Origin of the sequence: Calditerrivibrio sp. (assembly GCF_049968475.1) — a bacterium.
In the GTDB taxonomy this organism is placed as follows: Bacteria; Chrysiogenota; Deferribacteres; order Deferribacterales; family Calditerrivibrionaceae; genus Calditerrivibrio; species Calditerrivibrio nitroreducens_A.
Window position 1 is genome coordinate 27,122 of the sequence record NZ_JBMFQS010000005.1, and the last position, 16,791, is coordinate 43,912.

A 16,791-nucleotide genomic window follows, 5' to 3' on the forward strand; every position below is an offset into this window, starting at 1 on the left:
TGGAAAGAGAATTATAATCACATAAAGTTGTATGGGTCAACATCAAAAATAAATTTTGTGTTTCCATGCTTATGTTTATAAAAGATATCATCCACCAATTTTCTATATTTAGTAATATTTGAAACCTTTTTTACTTTGAGAATTATTTGCATTCTGTGTCTATTTTTTATCTTTGAAATGGGAGCTATTGCGGGGCCAAGTAATTTATCATCCTTTGATAATGAGTGTTTTAAAGATTCTGAAATTTTATTTGAGATATCCATCACTTTATCTATCCTCTGGCCGTCAATCAAGATCTTCACAAGATGTACAAAAGGGGGATATCCCATTACTTTTCTTTTTTCTATGATATCATTGTAGAAACTATCTAAGTCACCTGATTTCACCACGTCGAATACTGGATTATCCGGATTATACGTTTGAATGATCATCTGGCATGGCTTTTCAAATCTTCCACCCCTACCTAAAAATTGAGTGAGCATCTGGACAGATCTTTCCTCCACCCTGAAATCAGGTAGGGTAAAAAGATTGTCAATATTTATAACCCCTATAAGTGTGATGTCCGGGTAATTGAGCCCTTTTGATATAATCTGGGTTCCCACAAGTATCTTCTTTTTCTTCTCCCCAAATTCTGCCAATATAGATTCTACCCTCCTGGTTGAAGTGACCACATCTTGATCCAGCCTAAGAATTTCTCCCGGAAAGAGTTGATCCATTAATTCAAAAACTTTTTCAGAACCTGTGCCCACAGTGAAAAAATCTTCTCCACCGCATTTCCCACATCTGAATTTATGCTGGTAGGTTCCGCAATAGTGGCATCTGGCAACTTCATCAGATTTGTAGTATGTCATGGAAACAGAGCAGTTGTTGCAATGAAGAATGGTTCCACAGTATCTACATATTATATAGCTGGAATACCCTTTTTTATTGATGAGAAGAAGCGTCTGTTCGCCTCTATTTAGCCTTTCATAGATTCCATCATATAGCTTTTTGCTTAAAAAGTCAGCTATGATCTCTTCATTTTTCATATCTATGATATCTATAGATGTTTCGGTATTAGGATAGAATTTTTTGTTAAGTCTGAGTAGCCTATATTTGTTTGTGGATGCATTATAATAGCTTTCTATTGAAGGTGTGGCAGATCCTAATACAACGGGTATATTTAATATTTTTCCGTATAATACCGCCATATCTCTGGCATTGTAATGGGGGGTATCCTCCTGTTTGAAACTTGGGTCATGCTCTTCATCCACTATTATTAATCTAATATTCTTTCCGGGTATGAAAAGGGCACTTCTGGCACCTATAATGACACTTAAAGCACCGGAATTGAATCTAATTAAAATATCCTGCCTTTTTTTCTCTGAGATTTTACTATGGTAAACGGCCACATCTTTTTTTAGTCTCGATTGTAGGCGATGAAAAAGCTGGGTGGTGAGAGTAATTTCTGGTAAAATATAAATTACCTGACCATCGCTGTCGAGTATGTCGTTTATCAACTTACAATATATTTCAGTTTTACCACTACCGGTGACACCGTAGATGAGGTATGTATAAAATCTGTCCAATTTATTTGCAATCTCTTCATAGATAGACTGCTGTTCATCATTTAATAATACAGTATTGTATCGGAGGTCGGGCTCTTTTACCTTTTTAATATCCAGATCCACAAGCCTTATGGGGGAGATTTTGTGAAGGGTGGTACCTATGGGGTAGGTATAGTAACTGCTGAGTTTTTCAAGAAATGTTAGATAGTTTTTTGTCAAATGTATACCGTCATATATCTCGAGTATCTCTTTAATCTGAAGGGGTTCAATATCGGAAGTCTTAGAATATATTATGCCTAAAGTTATCCTTTTTTTCACCTCTATCTTGACTATAGATCCATCCGGAATATCATTGATAGACCTGTAGGTTAAAAACTGCAAATAAGGTATGGCTACTGCTACTTTGTAATAAAACATCTATCAAAAGTTTTTAAGATGATTCTCCATTTTATCACAAATGGTTTTTAAAACTTCAATTCGGGCATATTTTTTGTCATTAGCCGGTATAATATACCAGGGGGCTATATCGGTACTTGTTTTAGCCACCATATCGTCCACTGCATCCTTATATTGATCCCATTTCTCTCTATTTCTCCAGTCTTCTTCTGTGATTTTATATTGTTTTAGTGGAGTTGATTCTCTTTCTTTGAATCTTTTTAGCTGTTCATCTTTTGATATATGAAGCCAGAATTTGAAAAGTAAAATCTTACCGTATTGGGTAAGCTGCTCTTCAAAATCGTTGATTTCTGAGTAGGCTCTACCCCATTCCTCTGGTGTGGCAAAATTTTCAACCCTTTCCACCAGAACCCTTCCGTACCATGACCTATCGTAGATGGTAACGAAACCGAATCTCGGGACATGTCTCCAGAATCTCCATAGATAATGATGGGCTTTTTCTTCATCAGTTGGAGCTGCCACCTGAATTACCTGGTAGAGTCTCGAGTCTATACCTTTTGTGATTCTTCTAATGCATCCACCTTTTCCTGCAGCATCCCAGCCCTCGAAAAGTATAATCGTTGAAATCTTTTTCTGATGTGCCTGCCAGGTGAGACCCCATAGTTTAAGCTGAAGTTTTTCCAGTTCTTTTTCGTAATCTTTTTTATTGATGGAAACCGATAGATCTACATTATCCAGGATGGATGGGTAATCATAGGATATGTTGACGTTTGAGGTAATACATTTTTGTACACCTTCTTTATGGCTTTTTATGGCGCCTTCATAGAGGTTTACGAGTGTTTCAACGACGTTTAGATTTCTGTTTCTCCAGTCATAAGCATCCACAAGAACCCATGGGGCTTCCACCCTATCAGTAATTCTTATGGATCTTGCGGCGGCATCGATTATCTCTTTATAATGTTTTACGTTTTTTTTGTTAATTCTAAATCTTGCTATCTCTTCGGGGTATTCTTTATAGATCTTCTTTACCTTTTTTTTCTGCCCCTCCTGAGAAAGGTGAAGCCAGAATTTTACCAGATATGTGCCATTGTTGAATAGTGAACGTTCAAATCTCACTCTCCGTTGCATTCTTCTGTCAAATCTATCGATATCTATCCTTCCATAGGCTAAATCCAAAAAGGTGTTTTCGTACCAGCCTCCAAAGAGCAATGATGTGGTACCGGCGGCTGGCAATGCCCTCCAGTATCTCCAGAAGGGGGGTCTTTCCCTTTCCTCTTCTGTTTCCGCCCAGAATGTATGAGTTTTTATATATCTTGTGTCCATAAATTCTGTAATGAGATTTATAATTTCACCTCTACCAGCACCATCAACACCTGCAATGAGAATTGCAACGGGGATTTTAAGTTTTTTAGCTTCCAGCTGAGCAAAAAATAACCTCTGACGGAGATCCTGTATCTTTTCCTCGTATAATTGCTTATCTATTTTCTTTTCAAGCTCCACAAGTTCAAACATATCTTCCCCCTTTCTGTATGAGGTTTTTATAATGATAATATATATGAAATAAAAAAACAACTGTATCTTGTGAGTGGGGAATTAAATTTTTATAAATGCTCGTAGCCGTATCGGGATATATCAACCAGAGAATTATCTTTTTTCCTTAGAAACACACCTTCCCCATCTGTAATAAATCCGATTTCCAAAATATCAGGGAACTGTTTTCGGTATATTTTAAATTCAGACGAATAGTTTTTATCGATCGTAAAAGCTAATGCATACTCCTCACCTGAAGAGAGTATGTAATCAAAGGGGTTTTTTATGTTAAATTTTTCCAAATAAGAAATGTCAAAGTATTTTTCCTCAACTATTATTTTGACTTTACTACCTTCTGAAATATGGGATAGATCCCTGCCGAGTCCATCGCTTATGTCGATACAGGACGTCACATAATTTAACGAACCTAATAAACCACCAAGCGCCACCTCAGCCTTTTGATTATAATGGTAGTGGGGGTGTATGGAATGTTGGGCTATGCCCAGCTCTTTTTCCAGAGATAATTTTGATAATCCCACAGGTCTTGATAAAAATAGAATATCTCCGGATCTGGCGGTGGTTCTTTTGAGCAGAAATCTATTTTTTCTGCCTATTATGGTAAGTGACAGAAAGATTCCATGTACCGATCCAGTTGTGTCTCCGCCTATCAGATCTATCCTGTAGTAATCGAGGACATATTTTAAATCGGTTATGAAATTTTCTAAATCTATACTTCCATCAGTCGATAATCCCAAAAGCGCATAAAAAGGTTGGGTACCCCCCATTGCGGCTATGTCACTGACGTTTGATGTAATGAGCTTAAAGAGTATATTTCTCAGACCTGCTTCCCTCTTGAAATGTACATCTGATACGATCAGATCTTTTGCTATGAGAAATTCTCCCAATAATGCGGCATCGTCTCCGATGCCTAGATCTTCATTCGAGAAGTAGTATCGGTTTAAGTCGGATAATTTTTTTATAAATTCAAATTCTTTCATCTTAGGGGAAAAACTCTCTAAATTTTTTTGAGGTTTCGTAGGGGCTTAGGCTTCTACATATCTCTGAGCTTACCGCCACCCCCTTTACACCGATGTCAACCAATTGATGGCAGTTTTGTAGATTTATACCACCAATCGCCACCGCTGGGATATCTGTCTTTGATACGATCTCTTTAATTCCATCTGGGCCTATTAATGGTCTTAAGTCATCTTTTGTGGATGTCAAAAAGGCAGGACCAACACCGACATAGCTTACTTTGCTTTTTTCCGCCACCTCCAGATCCTCGATATTATTACAGGAATATCCCACAAGAATGTCCGGATAAAGATCCTTTATGACATAAGGGGGTATATCTTTTACCCCCACATGAATAACATCTATCTCCAGAGCAAGAGCAAGATCCAACCTATCATTTACTGTTATCATAACGTCTTTATCTTTTGTGAGCTCTTTAATTTTTAATCCATTTTCATACCTTTGCTTTGCAGTTAGCTTCTTATCCCTCAATTGAATCGCCGTAACCCCACCAGATACCACTTGAGGGATAAATTCCTCAAGGGGGATTTTAAGCATATCTGTCTCAAGGATAAGGTACAACTTCAAATAGTCGCTAATTTTTTGTCTATATTTACTGCACATAATTTTCCACACATTGTACAAGAGTTTACATCGTTGTTCTTTTTAAATTTCTTCATTGCCTTTACTGGGTCTATTGCAAGAGAAAACATCCCTTCCCAATTTAGTTCTTTTCTGTATTTGCTCATAAGTATATCTTTTTCAATTGCACCCGGGTATCCTTTTGCAATGTCTGCAATATGGGCTGCTATCTTTGATGCTATTACCCCTTCCCTTACATCTTCGACGTCAGGTAAAGATAAATGCTCGGCAGGCGTAACGTAGCATAGGAAATCAGCTCCGGCGGCACCGGCAATTGCTCCACCTATGGCACTTGTAATGTGGTCATATCCAGGTGCTATGTCTGTTGGGAGTGGCCCCAGAATGTAGAAAGGAGCTTCGTTGCACAGTCTTTTCTGTAAAATCATATTTGCCTGTATCTGATTCAGAGGGACATGCCCCGGCCCTTCTATCATAGCCTGAACATTTTTCTTCCATGCTCTTTCCGCCAGTTCCCCTAATATTATCAGCTCGTCAATCTGGGCTCTATCAGTGGCGTCTGCAATGGCACCAGGTCTGAAACCATCCCCTAAACTTAAAGTTACATCGTATTTATACGCTATATCCAATAGATCATCGTAAAATTCGTAAAGTGGGTTTTCTTTACCATTTCTTCTGATCCAGTCAGCAAGAATGGATCCTCCTCGGCTAACTATTCCACATACTCTGTTTGTTTTATCCATCCTTGCCACCGATTCTTTTGTGACGCCGCAATGCACTGTTATATAATCGATCCCCTGTTTACACTGCTCTTCGATTGATCTCAACAGCTTTTCTCCATCCATTTTGTAGGTGGGGATATTCTCCTCGGCTAACTTAGCTGCCACAGCATAGATTGGCACAGCCCCCACCATGACGGATGATTCTTCTAAAATGACGCTTCTTATCAAAGTAAGATCCCCACCTGTGGAAAGATCCATTACGCTATCTGCACCTGCTTCTATGGCCACTTTAAGCTTTTCCTTTTCGAATTCAAGTGTGGGGCAGTCTCCACTCGTGCCGATATTAGCGTTGATTTTTGTCCTGAGACCCTTTCCAATTCCCATTACTTTTTTGAAATCCCTATTTTTGTTTTTGGGGATAACTATTTTACCTTCTGCAATGTTTTTTAAAAGATTTGCTTCATCGATAGATTCCTCTTTTAGAATAATTTTCATCTCCTGTGTTAATATCCCCTTTTTGGCTGCTTCAAGCTGTGTCATATTTCCTCCGCATAGTATTATTTTTTCCGGAAGGTGGCTCCTGAGATAAACAAAAAAGCCACCCGACGAATGGTCGGATGGCTTTTTACTCACCCGTTCCCTTCGCCGGCATTACCCGGATCAGGTTCGAGGGGTATTTCTCAGCCCTTTATAAAAGAGCACCCCCACGGATAGATTTAAATATAACTATTTTAAAATAAAAATCAAGGTTTTTGTTGACATAATTTCTCTTAAAAAGTATTTTTATAAAAAAATATGGGGGTAATTATGCCAAAATACAGGTCTGCTACGACTACTTCCGGAAGGAATATGGCTGGTGCCAGGGCTCTCTGGAGAGCCACAGGAGTAAAAGAGGAGGATTTCAATAAAAAACCGATTATCGCTGTGGTAAACTCTTTTACTCAATTTGTGCCGGGTCATGTTCATTTAAGGGAGATTGGAAAGTTTATGGTGGAGGAGATAGAAAAGTCGGGTGGAATTGCCAAAGAGATGAATACAATCGCAATAGATGATGGTATTGCAATGGGGCATAATGGGATGCTTTATTCTTTACCGTCAAGGGAATTGATTGCTGATTCTGTGGAGTATATGATAAATGCCCATTGTGCCGATGCGATGGTATGTATTTCAAACTGTGATAAGATTACCCCGGGGATGATGATGGCGGCAATGAGGCTTAATATTCCTGCTATCTTTGTTTCGGGTGGACCTATGGAAGCTGGAAAAATGAACTTGAAAAATGAATTCAAAAAGATGGATCTTGTGGATGCAATGGTGGCCGCAGTGAGTAAAGATTATACAGATGAGGAAACGCTGATAATAGAGCGATCCGCCTGCCCTACGTGTGGATCCTGCTCCGGAATGTTTACTGCCAATTCCATGAATTGTCTGGCTGAGGCTCTGGGGCTTGCACTACCAGGTAATGGTACTTTGCTGGCCACCCATAAGTTAAGAAAGGGGCTATTTACCGCCGCCGCTAAAAGAATTGTGGAATTGTGTAAAATGTACTACGAAGATGGTGATGAGTCTATACTACCCAGATCTATTGCCAGCTTTGAGGTATTTGAAAATGCAATGACACTAGATATTGCAATGGGGGGATCCACCAATACAGTTTTGCATATTCTTGCCATAGCCAACGAGGCTAAAGTCAATTTTACGATGAAAGATATAGATAGATTGTCCAGAAAGACGCCCCACCTATGCAAAGTTGCCCCCTCTACTGATAAATATCATATAGAAGATGTCCACAGGGCTGGAGGGATTTATGGTATTCTTGGTGAGCTGGATAGGGCTGGACTTATACACAGTAAAGTGAAAACGGTTCATAGTAATACGCTGAAAGAGGCTATTGATAAGTGGGATATTAGAAATGGCGATGATGATGCTAAAAGATTTTACTCTGCAGCCCCAGGAAATGTTCCTACGCTGGAGCCTTTTTCTCAGGATAAATATTGGGATCTGGATCTTGATAGGGTAAACGGCTGTATAAGAAGTGTAGAGCATGCTTATAGCAAAGATGGTGGGCTTGCTGTGCTTTTCGGTAATATTGCAGAGGACGGTTGCATAGTAAAAACCGCTGGTGTGGATGAGTCGATTTTAAAATTTAAGGGTAGGGCAAGAGTTTTTGAAAGTCAAGAGGATGCAGTGGATGCTATTTTATCAGATAAAATAGTAGCCGGAGATGTTGTGGTGATAAGATACGAAGGGCCAAAAGGGGGCCCAGGGATGCAGGAGATGCTTTACCCCACAAGTTATCTCAAATCAAAGGGGTTGGGGAAGGTTTGTGCATTGATAACTGATGGTAGGTTTTCAGGTGGTACATCTGGTCTTTCCATAGGTCATATATCCCCAGAAGCTGCGGAAGGTGGGAATATAGCAATTATAGAAGATGGTGATGAAATAGTTATCGATATTCCGGAGAGGAGGATAGATTTGAATATATCCTCGGAGGAGATAAAAAAACGTAGGGAGAAACTGATAAATACAACAGGGTTTAGGCCAAAGTACAGAAAACGGGAGATTTCACAGGCTTTGAAGGCATATGCACTGCTTACAACAAGCGCTGCAAGAGGAGCTGTGAGGGATCTATCAAAATTCGAAGGTAAATAACTTAAGGAGGGGCATTCCCCCTTCCTTTTTTATACCGATTTATTCTTAAGTTTATATACCATAGCAAGAATTTCCGCCACCGCTTTGTAAAGATTTTCAGGTATCTCTTCACCTACTTCGACGGAAGAAAAAAGTGTTCTGGCAAGTGGCGGATCTTCGTGAATTAATACGTTATTTTTAGACGCAATCTCCCTTATCTTCAATGCGATAAGCCTCTGTCCTTTTGCCACCACTTTGGGGGCTCTATCTTTTGCCATATCGTATTTTATAGCCACGGCGTAGTGGGTGGGGTTTGTGATGACCACATCCGCTTTGGGTACTTCCTCCATCATCCTTTTTCTTGCCATTTCCCTTTGCATACTTCTAATTCTCTGTTTTATCAGGGGATCCCCTTCCATCTGTTTAAACTCCTCTTTTACCTCCTGTTTTGTCATTTTGAGGTCTTCATAATATTGCCATCTTTGATAAAGGAAATCGATCAATGCAATAACCATGATTATTATTGCCAGCTTAAACGAAACTTCATAAATCAGCTTGCCCAAAAAGTGTATCGATGAAATAGCATCTGCATCCGCAAGAGTGACTATTGTGGCTATTTTAGATTTTATTATGAAAAAAGCTGCAAAACCTAAGAAAAATATTTTTAAAATCGATTTTAAAAGTTCGAAAAGGGACTTTTTGGAAAACAATCTTCCAAAACCTGTTATTGGATTTACTCTGTCCCATTTCAGTTCAAGGGCTTTACTGGAAAAAATCACTCCAAACTGGACAATATTTGATAAAATAGCCACAAAAACAAGTATGAATAGTAGTGGTAATGTTACTTTTGCTATAGACTTTAAGACTTCAATAAGCAAAAGATATGTACTTTCTTTATTTATCCTGTAGTTGTACATGGAAAAGTATGTGATAAAACTACTTTTAAACTCTTCCACCATTGGAGGCATGTAAAAGTATAATATCAGTACCGCAACTAAAAAGGTGGTACCTGTGGCTAATTCTCTACTTTTTGGTACGTTACCTTCTTCTATCGCTTTTTGTTTCCGCCGAGGGGTGGCTTCTTCCGTTCTATCTGAGTCGTTATCCGGCATTAGACACCTAAGTATCGAAAAAGTCTTAGAATATTATTTAGATATTCATACATCAAAGATTCAAACATACTGTAAAAAAATGTCAAACTTGTGATGATGACGAGCAAGCCACCTGCTATCTGTATTGGGAAGCCGATGATAAGGATATTTAGCTGAGGCACCAGCCTTCCCATAATTCCTAAAACCACCTGGGTAACTAAAAGTGTAACAAATATTGGGGCAGTGATTTTCAGAGCTGTAAGAAATATTTTGGAAAAAATAGTTACAATAAAGATATAAGATTCTTTGTTGAATACAAATACCCCAAGAGGTATCATTTCAAATGACTTTACAATAGCCTGAATTATGTATAGATGCCCGCCAATGACGAGAAAGAAAAGAATCATGATGATATTTTGAAATTGAGCCACCAGTGATATCTGGGCATTGTTCTGAGGATCAAGGACGTTTACTATACCAAATCCCATCTGGGTACCTATCACCTGACCTCCAAATTGTACCCCAATAAAAAGAAATCTTCCGATTAAGCCGGTGGCTATTCCTATCAACAATTCTTTGATTATGATAAGTATCAGCAAAAGGTTATTCGCTTTTGATAGATCTATAGCTTTTATAAATGGGAATATTAGAATCCCGATTAAAATGGATAAAAATAGCTTGATTCTGGCAGATACAATCTCACTTCCAAAAACTGGAGCGGTAAATATGATACCACTTATTCTTACAACTGTAAGAAAAAAAAGTACAATTTTGTTGGTATCAAATAAAAATTCAAACATTTACATCAATACCTGTCCCCCGCATACTTCATATACTGGATACGTTCGAATGCCTTAAAACCACCATCAAATTTAGTGGCTACCCCGATGATATCATTCACAGATTTAAAATGCTTTCTATCAAGGTAATTATTAATATCATTTACTATTTCAGGTATAACACCATACCCTTTTTTGTATATTGCTGAAACGATCTGAAATGTTTTAGCTCCGGCCATGAGATGCTGAAGGGCAATATTTGAATTGTGAATACCTGTACTTGCGGAAATATCTATATTTACCTGGTTATTACACACAGCGACGTACCTTAAAACCTGATAGGTTTCCTCTACACAGCTATACACTTCAAGTCCATGGAATTTCATATTTTCCACATCTATCGACATACGGAAGAATTTGTTAAACATTGTTATACCATTTGCACCAGCATCTTTCAATTTTTTTACCATAAGGGGTACCGAAGTGAAATAATACCCTATTTTAACAGCTAAAGGTATTTTTATCGCATTTCTTACAGAAGAAACTATCTCCACATATTTTTTTTCAATATCTCTTGGGTCTTCTTTTATACTAAAAGGGATATAAGCGATATTCAGCTCAAGTGCATCTGCCCCTGCATCTTCTATCTGTCTGGCATAATCCACCCACCATTTTCCCCCAAGGCAGTTTACACTGGCTATCACTGGGATGAATAGTTTGTCTTTGGCCTCTTTGATAAAGTCTAAATACTTTGTGGAACCATAAAGTTTACTGGTATCATTTAGAAAATATTCAAAAGCCTCCGGATGATAGTCATCCGAAAGGGCTAAATCTTCCGAAAGCTCCTCTTCAAAAAGTGACTTTAATACGACAGCACCAGCCCCAGACTCTTCAGCCTTTAGGAGTCCGCCAATATTTTTTGTCATTGTGGAGCTACCCACTATCAAGGGGTTTTTCAATTTTATTCCCATAAAATCTACTTTTAAATCGGCCATAAAATCTCCCATCTTTTTTTGTTAATATTAATATTTTACTTTGATAATTTCAACAAAAAAAGTTTTTTATCTGGTCATTAAAGCTAAATTTGTAATATCAGGAAAAAAACTTGTGTTTTTAATAATTTTTAGGTATTAATTAGATTATGAGGAAATTTGCAGTTTGTTTTCATCATACAAAAGAAGATTTAAGAGTATGGGAAAGATTTATTGACTATTTGTCTGAAAAGTTTGGTGAGGATTTCGATCTTGTTACGTATACCTCTTTTCTGGAAGAGCGGAAGAGAAGTAGACGGGATGATTACGACGTTGTATTCCAGAATCCAGAAACAGTACTTCTTCTCTTAGATAGAGGATATATCCCTATTGCAAGGTTTGATAATCAATGGGATACTGTTTATTATCTTAGAAAGAAAAAGTTTGATAAAGATAAAAAACTGTTAAAAGTTGGTATCGTACCAATAAGATCTATTTATTCTACTCTTATGGAGCTGGAAAATATCGGTTTTGACATAGACAAGCTTGATTTTATCATATATCAAAACCTTAAAGATATTCATTCAGCATTACTCAATGATGAAATAGATATCGGTATTACCCGTAAAGATATCTTTTCACATCTCCCGGTGGACTTCCAATCACAGATGGATATCCTTCTTGAATTCAGTATGGGGATATTTCATTCCTTTATGGTTAAACCGACTGATCTGGATTTCAGGAGTAAAATAGAAGATATCTTATTCAATATGCACAGTGATCCCCGTGGATTGGATATTATTAAGAATCTTGATTCTGATAAGATTGTGCCGATAGGATATGAGTTTGGTTTCCTGGATAGACTTAATAAGATTGGGGAAAAGATATTTGAATACAGAAACTATCGAAGCTTTTTTAAGGTAATTGATCAGGTTACAAATATTGGAGTGATAATTTATGGAAACAAGGTAAAGTATGCCAATAAGTATGCTTTAGGATTTTTGAAATATAATGAAAAAGAATTGTATAAATTGGATGTTGTGGAGCTGTTTGAAAAAAGCAAGGCAGAATTTGTAAAAAATAATGTATCAAGGAGGTTGGCAGGGGAGTTTTTTGATGTCAAATATAAAAATATAAAAATGGTGGCTAGAAATGGGGAGATTCTCGATGTGGAGGGGTTTGCTTCCACAGTGATTTTTCATGGAAAACCATCAGGAACATTTATTTTCATTGATAATAGAAAAAATGTCTTTTTGGAGAAGCTTTTTTCTGGAATAAAGGAACTCAATCATATAATTACTTTTTCAGATTACAAGGAAGATGTATTTAAAAAGCTTAGTGAGAATATTACCACTGTAATGGGGCTTTGCTTTTCAAGGGTGATTTACTATGAGAATGGTCTACAGCATTCAGAATATACCTATGGTACCCCTTTAAAACTCCTGGAAAAGATAGAGATAAATGATAAAAATATCTTAATGGATATCGTTTCTGACGATAGTGGAAATATCAAAGCAATTGTATTTGTGATTCCTATTTTCATTGAGGATAGATTGATTGCCATTATTGAAGTTCACACTCAAAAGTATATCAATTTCCTCGATGAACTTGTGGTATTGATGGAGGAATTAAAATCGGATATTACTTTTATATTACAGAAAATAGAAAAGGATGAGAAAGCCCTGTGGTTTTATAATGCCATTAAATCATCCAAAGATTTATGTTTTATAACAGATTTTGAAGGTAAAATATTATTCCACAATGAAGCGGTGGCTAAGGTATCTGGTTATTCTTCTGAAGAGATCATTGGTAAGACGCCTGCTATATTCAAGTCTGGAAGTATGAGTAGAGATTTTTATGATAGATTTTACCAGATAATCAAAAGTGGTAATGAATTTTCTGGAATTTTTATAAATAAAACAAAAAGTGGACATTTATTTTATATCGATGCCACTGTAATACCGATAATGAAGAACAAGATGATAAAAGGTTATGTTTCGATTGGGAAAAATATTACAAATGAGATACTACTTCAGAATGAAATAGACAGAGTTAGATATGAGGATCATCTCACCGGATTATACAACTACCTTGGTTTTCAACATAAGGCAAACGAATTTTTAAAATCAAATCCAGAATCTATATCGGCATTTGTTTTGGTGGATATTGATAATATGAGTTTTATAAATAACACCTATGGCTTTGCTTTTGGTGACGAAGTTTTGAAAATAGTGGGGAATTCTCTGAAAAAATTAGCAAAAGAGAGGGACATCGTTTCAAGGGTTGGAGGGGATGATTTTGCGATATTATTTTCAAATATCAAAAAGAAAGAGAATATAATAAAAATAGTTGAGAGATTATCGAACTTTTTCCAGAAAAAATTTCTTATTGAAAACGAGTCGATTTACATTAATGTGAAGATTTCGATAGTTATATATCCATTTGATGGAAAAGATATTTTGAGTATTATGAATAAAGCTTCTTTAGTACTTTCTAAAATGAAAAAGATGGATGATTTTATTCAGTTTTACGATCCAGATCTTGAAAAGCAGGCAGAGCAATATATGATTGTGGAGGATCTTTTATCCACTGCAGTTGAGGAAGATAGATATATACTACATTATCAGCCATATTTTTATACAGATATCCTGGAGTTGGCTGGTTTTGAAGCTCTCATAAGGCTAAAAGATAAAGAAGGTAATATAGTATACCCTGGCTTTTTCATCGATCATCTTGAGCAATCAAAACATATTGGCAGATTTGAAAAATGGCTTATCAATGAGGTATCGGAGCTTATTAAAGAAACAGGTTATAATATTTCTATAAACATATCGGCAAAAGGTCTTGATATTGATAGCTTTGTATCAAAGTTTTCTCATCTGACACCTGATATTTCAAAAAAAATTACTGTAGAGATTACTGAAAGGGAATTTAATGAAAACACGGATCTTTTTGTGGATAATTTTTATGAGTTTAAGAAAAAGATGAATTTAAAACTGGCTCTTGACGATTTTGGTACCGGATATTCTTCCATTTCCAGACTTAAATATTTACCATGCGATATTTTAAAAATAGATATGAGTTTCATTCGGGATATGTTTAAAAGTGAAAAGGATACAGCTTTTGTGAATGCTATGATAGATTTAGGTAAGAGATTTGGTTACACCACTCTGGCAGAAGGTGTTGAGACTTTGGAGCAATTGGTATATCTCAAAAATAATGGGTGTGATATCATTCAGGGTTATCTGCTGGGGAAACCTTTGGATAAGGATATCCTTTACAGTACAGATTGGAAAAAGTATTCCGAAAACCTCAGAAAGCAATATTTCAAATAGATTGCGATATTTTAAACTCCTACGAATTTAGCACATTTTTAGTTTAAATTTTTCTACCAATGTTAAAAGCCTCCGGGCGAGTTCCCTTAAATTTTCCGACTGAATTCTGTTTTGCTCAGCAATAGAAGAATTTTCTTCAGCCACAGCGGAAACTTCAGGCATGTTTGGGATATCTCGTTTGCAGCTGAGCTTTGCTCTTCAACTGCCGTTGCTACCGAATTGATTTTGTCTGCTATTTCCACAACTCCGCTTAAGATCTCGTTAAAACTCGAATTTAGTTTTTCAATAATTATTACGCTCTCCGAAGCAGCTTTACTTATGTTATTCACATCCCTTACTGATGCATCAACCTCTTTTTGTATATTTTTTATCATACTATTTATTTCTGAAATAGACTTTGCTGTTCTTTCAGCCAATTTTCTAATCTCATCAGCAACAACTGCAAAACCTCTACCAAACTCACCTGCTCTTGCCGCTTCAATAGCCGCATTTAAAGCAAGAAGATTAGTTTGATCGGCAATCTCTCTTATAACCTCTAATATTGACCCAATCTCTTTTGATGCATCCCCAAGCTTTTGTATATTTTCCCCAGATTTTTGAACAGAGTTTGATAGGTCACTAACATTACTTACAGCTATTTTCAAATCATTTTTCCCTTTATCGGCAAGATCTTTTACTGAGGATACTTCTCTTGATATACCACCGATATTATTTGTAATCTCCTGTATTGTGGCGCTCATTTCATGCACAGCTATCTCCACCTGAGATACTTTTGATGTTAGATGGTCAATGGCTTTTGACATCTCTTTAGAGGATAAATCTATAGAATCCGACGACTGGATAACATTATCTGCTGATTTTTTTACACTACAAAGAGTATTATTCATCTGATATTTCATTTCTTCTACATTTTTGATGATAATTCCCATTTCATCGTTTCTGTTGTATTCAATTGATGTTGTCAGATCCCCTTCAGAAATTGATTTAAATTCAGCTGATAGGATGTCTACAGGTCTGGTTACATATTTATTGAAAATAAATCTTATAATTAAGAAAAGTACGATTAATATTGCTATGCTGACCGAAGTAAACCATATTTTAATCGATTTTATAACGGGCCCGATAAACTCATCTTCGTAAGAGCCTGCTGAAATGATCCAGTCTAAGTTTTTGTAATATGTGAATGCAACAACTTTAAATTTTCCTTCCCATGGATATCTTAATACCCCCTCTTTCTTGTTAATAATCTCTTTTATGAAATCGAAATTAGAAACATTTTCACCCTCTTTCTTTGGGTGAATGATTAGTGTTCCTGTTGAATCGATTACGTAGTAGTATCCAGTAGATCCTATTTTAGTAGATTTTATAGTATTTTTTACTTCATTTTTAATCATATTGGTTGTTTTTAATTCGTTACCGATGTAGTCATTCTCATTCACTGTTGCAACAAGGATTGAGTTTAACTTTTCAATGTATCCATAAGATGCATAAACTATAGGTTTTGCTGGGTCAGTTGTTCTTGTGTAGCGAATAAATCCATCTTTTTTATTCAATATTTCATCTATGTGTGGTTGCCCTTTCAAATTTTTCCCTTCGCTTGATGGATGTATTGTAAGTGTGCCATTCATATCTAACAGAAAAAAATAACCTTTTTCACCTATTTTTCTGGAAAGAATCAATTCTCTGATTTCGTCAATATTTTTTGGATTTTTTCTTTTTATTTCACTTAAAACGTTTGATAATAACCTGTTTAGATCCTTTTCGGCTTTTTCTCTTACCCTGAGACTTGAATCTTCAATGGCTTTATTTGTAATTTCCACGAAATTTTTTACTAAATTCACCTGAGCTGTTAATTGATTGGCTATTTCCTTAGAAAAGTAGGTTTTTGAAATTTTTATGTTAAGATAACCTAAAATGATCAAAGATAAAGCTATCACAATGAAACTACTCAAAAGGACTATTGTTCTTATTTTAAGACTTTTATTTTTCATAGGGCAACCTCCAACTTTTCTTCTTCTTATTATATTAAATTTTTTTTAAAAAGCAATGAAATTAAAAAATATGCTTTGTTCTTTAAATATGTTTTAAGTTTAATTATTATTTTATATGTTGTTGTATTATTGTTTAAATAAAGGTTTACAATACACTACACTTTATTGAGATTTTTGTTAAAGC

At 36.2% G+C, this 16,791-nt stretch carries 11 protein-coding genes and 1 riboswitch; of the genes, 2 read left to right on the top strand and 9 right to left on the bottom strand.

What is annotated here, in order from left to right:
• Positions 1–17 precede the first annotated feature (17 nt).
• The 5 genes from priA to thiC form a co-directional block, all read right to left on the bottom strand.
• On the bottom strand, positions 18–1,964 hold the full coding sequence (gene priA, locus ACP5Q2_RS05725; protein WP_428098104.1) for a replication restart helicase PriA: 1,947 nt from the start codon (positions 1,962–1,964) through the stop codon (positions 18–20).
• Positions 1,965–1,967: 3 nt separating this feature from the next.
• On the bottom strand, positions 1,968–3,455 hold the full coding sequence (pap, locus tag ACP5Q2_RS05730) for a polyphosphate:AMP phosphotransferase (protein ID WP_424605393.1): 1,488 nt from the start codon (positions 3,453–3,455) through the stop codon (positions 1,968–1,970).
• Between the two features lie 89 nt (positions 3,456–3,544).
• Entirely contained in the window at positions 3,545–4,471 is a 927-nt protein-coding gene (thiL, locus tag ACP5Q2_RS05735; protein ID WP_428098108.1) for a thiamine-phosphate kinase, read from the bottom strand.
• 1 nt (position 4,472) lies between these two features.
• On the bottom strand, positions 4,473–5,075 hold the full coding sequence (gene thiE, locus ACP5Q2_RS05740) for a thiamine phosphate synthase (protein ID WP_428098111.1): 603 nt from the start codon (positions 5,073–5,075) through the stop codon (positions 4,473–4,475).
• The gene (thiC, locus tag ACP5Q2_RS05745) at positions 5,072–6,349 is read right to left on the bottom strand and encodes a phosphomethylpyrimidine synthase ThiC (RefSeq protein ID WP_424605505.1); all 1,278 of its coding nucleotides are present in this window, start codon (positions 6,347–6,349) and stop codon (positions 5,072–5,074) included. Before thiC ends, thiE begins: the two co-directional genes overlap by 4 nt.
• Before the next feature lie 80 nt (positions 6,350–6,429).
• Positions 6,430–6,525, bottom strand: a riboswitch (TPP riboswitch).
• A 91-nt stretch (positions 6,526–6,616) separates the two neighbouring features.
• Here thiC and ilvD point away from each other — a divergent pair.
• Positions 6,617–8,461, top strand: coding sequence for a dihydroxy-acid dehydratase (gene ilvD / locus ACP5Q2_RS05750; protein WP_424605396.1), 1,845 nt, complete (start codon positions 6,617–6,619; stop codon positions 8,459–8,461).
• A gap of 29 nt (positions 8,462–8,490) precedes the next feature.
• Here ilvD and flhB read toward each other — a convergent pair whose 3' ends face one another.
• Genes flhB through ACP5Q2_RS05765 form a run of 3 tightly spaced genes read right to left on the bottom strand, consistent with a single transcriptional unit; the run spans position 8,491 to position 11,305 of the window.
• Positions 8,491–9,552 (bottom strand): flagellar biosynthesis protein FlhB, encoded by a 1,062-nt coding sequence (flhB, locus tag ACP5Q2_RS05755; protein WP_428098115.1) that lies wholly within the window; start codon positions 9,550–9,552, stop codon positions 8,491–8,493.
• Positions 9,552–10,331 carry a flagellar biosynthetic protein FliR gene (gene fliR, locus ACP5Q2_RS05760; RefSeq protein WP_424605398.1) on the bottom strand — a complete coding sequence of 260 codons (780 nt, stop codon included), beginning with the start codon at positions 10,329–10,331 and terminating at the stop codon, positions 9,552–9,554. Before fliR ends, flhB begins: the two co-directional genes overlap by 1 nt.
• Positions 10,332–10,336: 5 nt before the next feature.
• Positions 10,337–11,305 (bottom strand): dihydroorotate dehydrogenase-like protein, encoded by a 969-nt coding sequence (locus tag ACP5Q2_RS05765; RefSeq protein ID WP_424605399.1) that lies wholly within the window; start codon positions 11,303–11,305, stop codon positions 10,337–10,339.
• A 146-nt stretch (positions 11,306–11,451) separates the two neighbouring features.
• On the opposite strand from ACP5Q2_RS05765, the gene ACP5Q2_RS05770 reads away from it, so the two are divergent.
• Entirely contained in the window at positions 11,452–14,616 is a 3,165-nt protein-coding gene (locus ACP5Q2_RS05770; RefSeq protein WP_428098119.1) for an EAL domain-containing protein, read from the top strand.
• Between the two features lie 86 nt (positions 14,617–14,702).
• On the opposite strand, the gene ACP5Q2_RS05775 is transcribed toward ACP5Q2_RS05770, so the two are convergent.
• Complete coding sequence (locus tag ACP5Q2_RS05775; RefSeq protein WP_428098122.1) at positions 14,703–16,607, bottom strand: methyl-accepting chemotaxis protein; 1,905 nt, start codon at positions 16,605–16,607, stop codon at positions 14,703–14,705.
• Positions 16,608–16,791 lie beyond the last annotated feature (184 nt).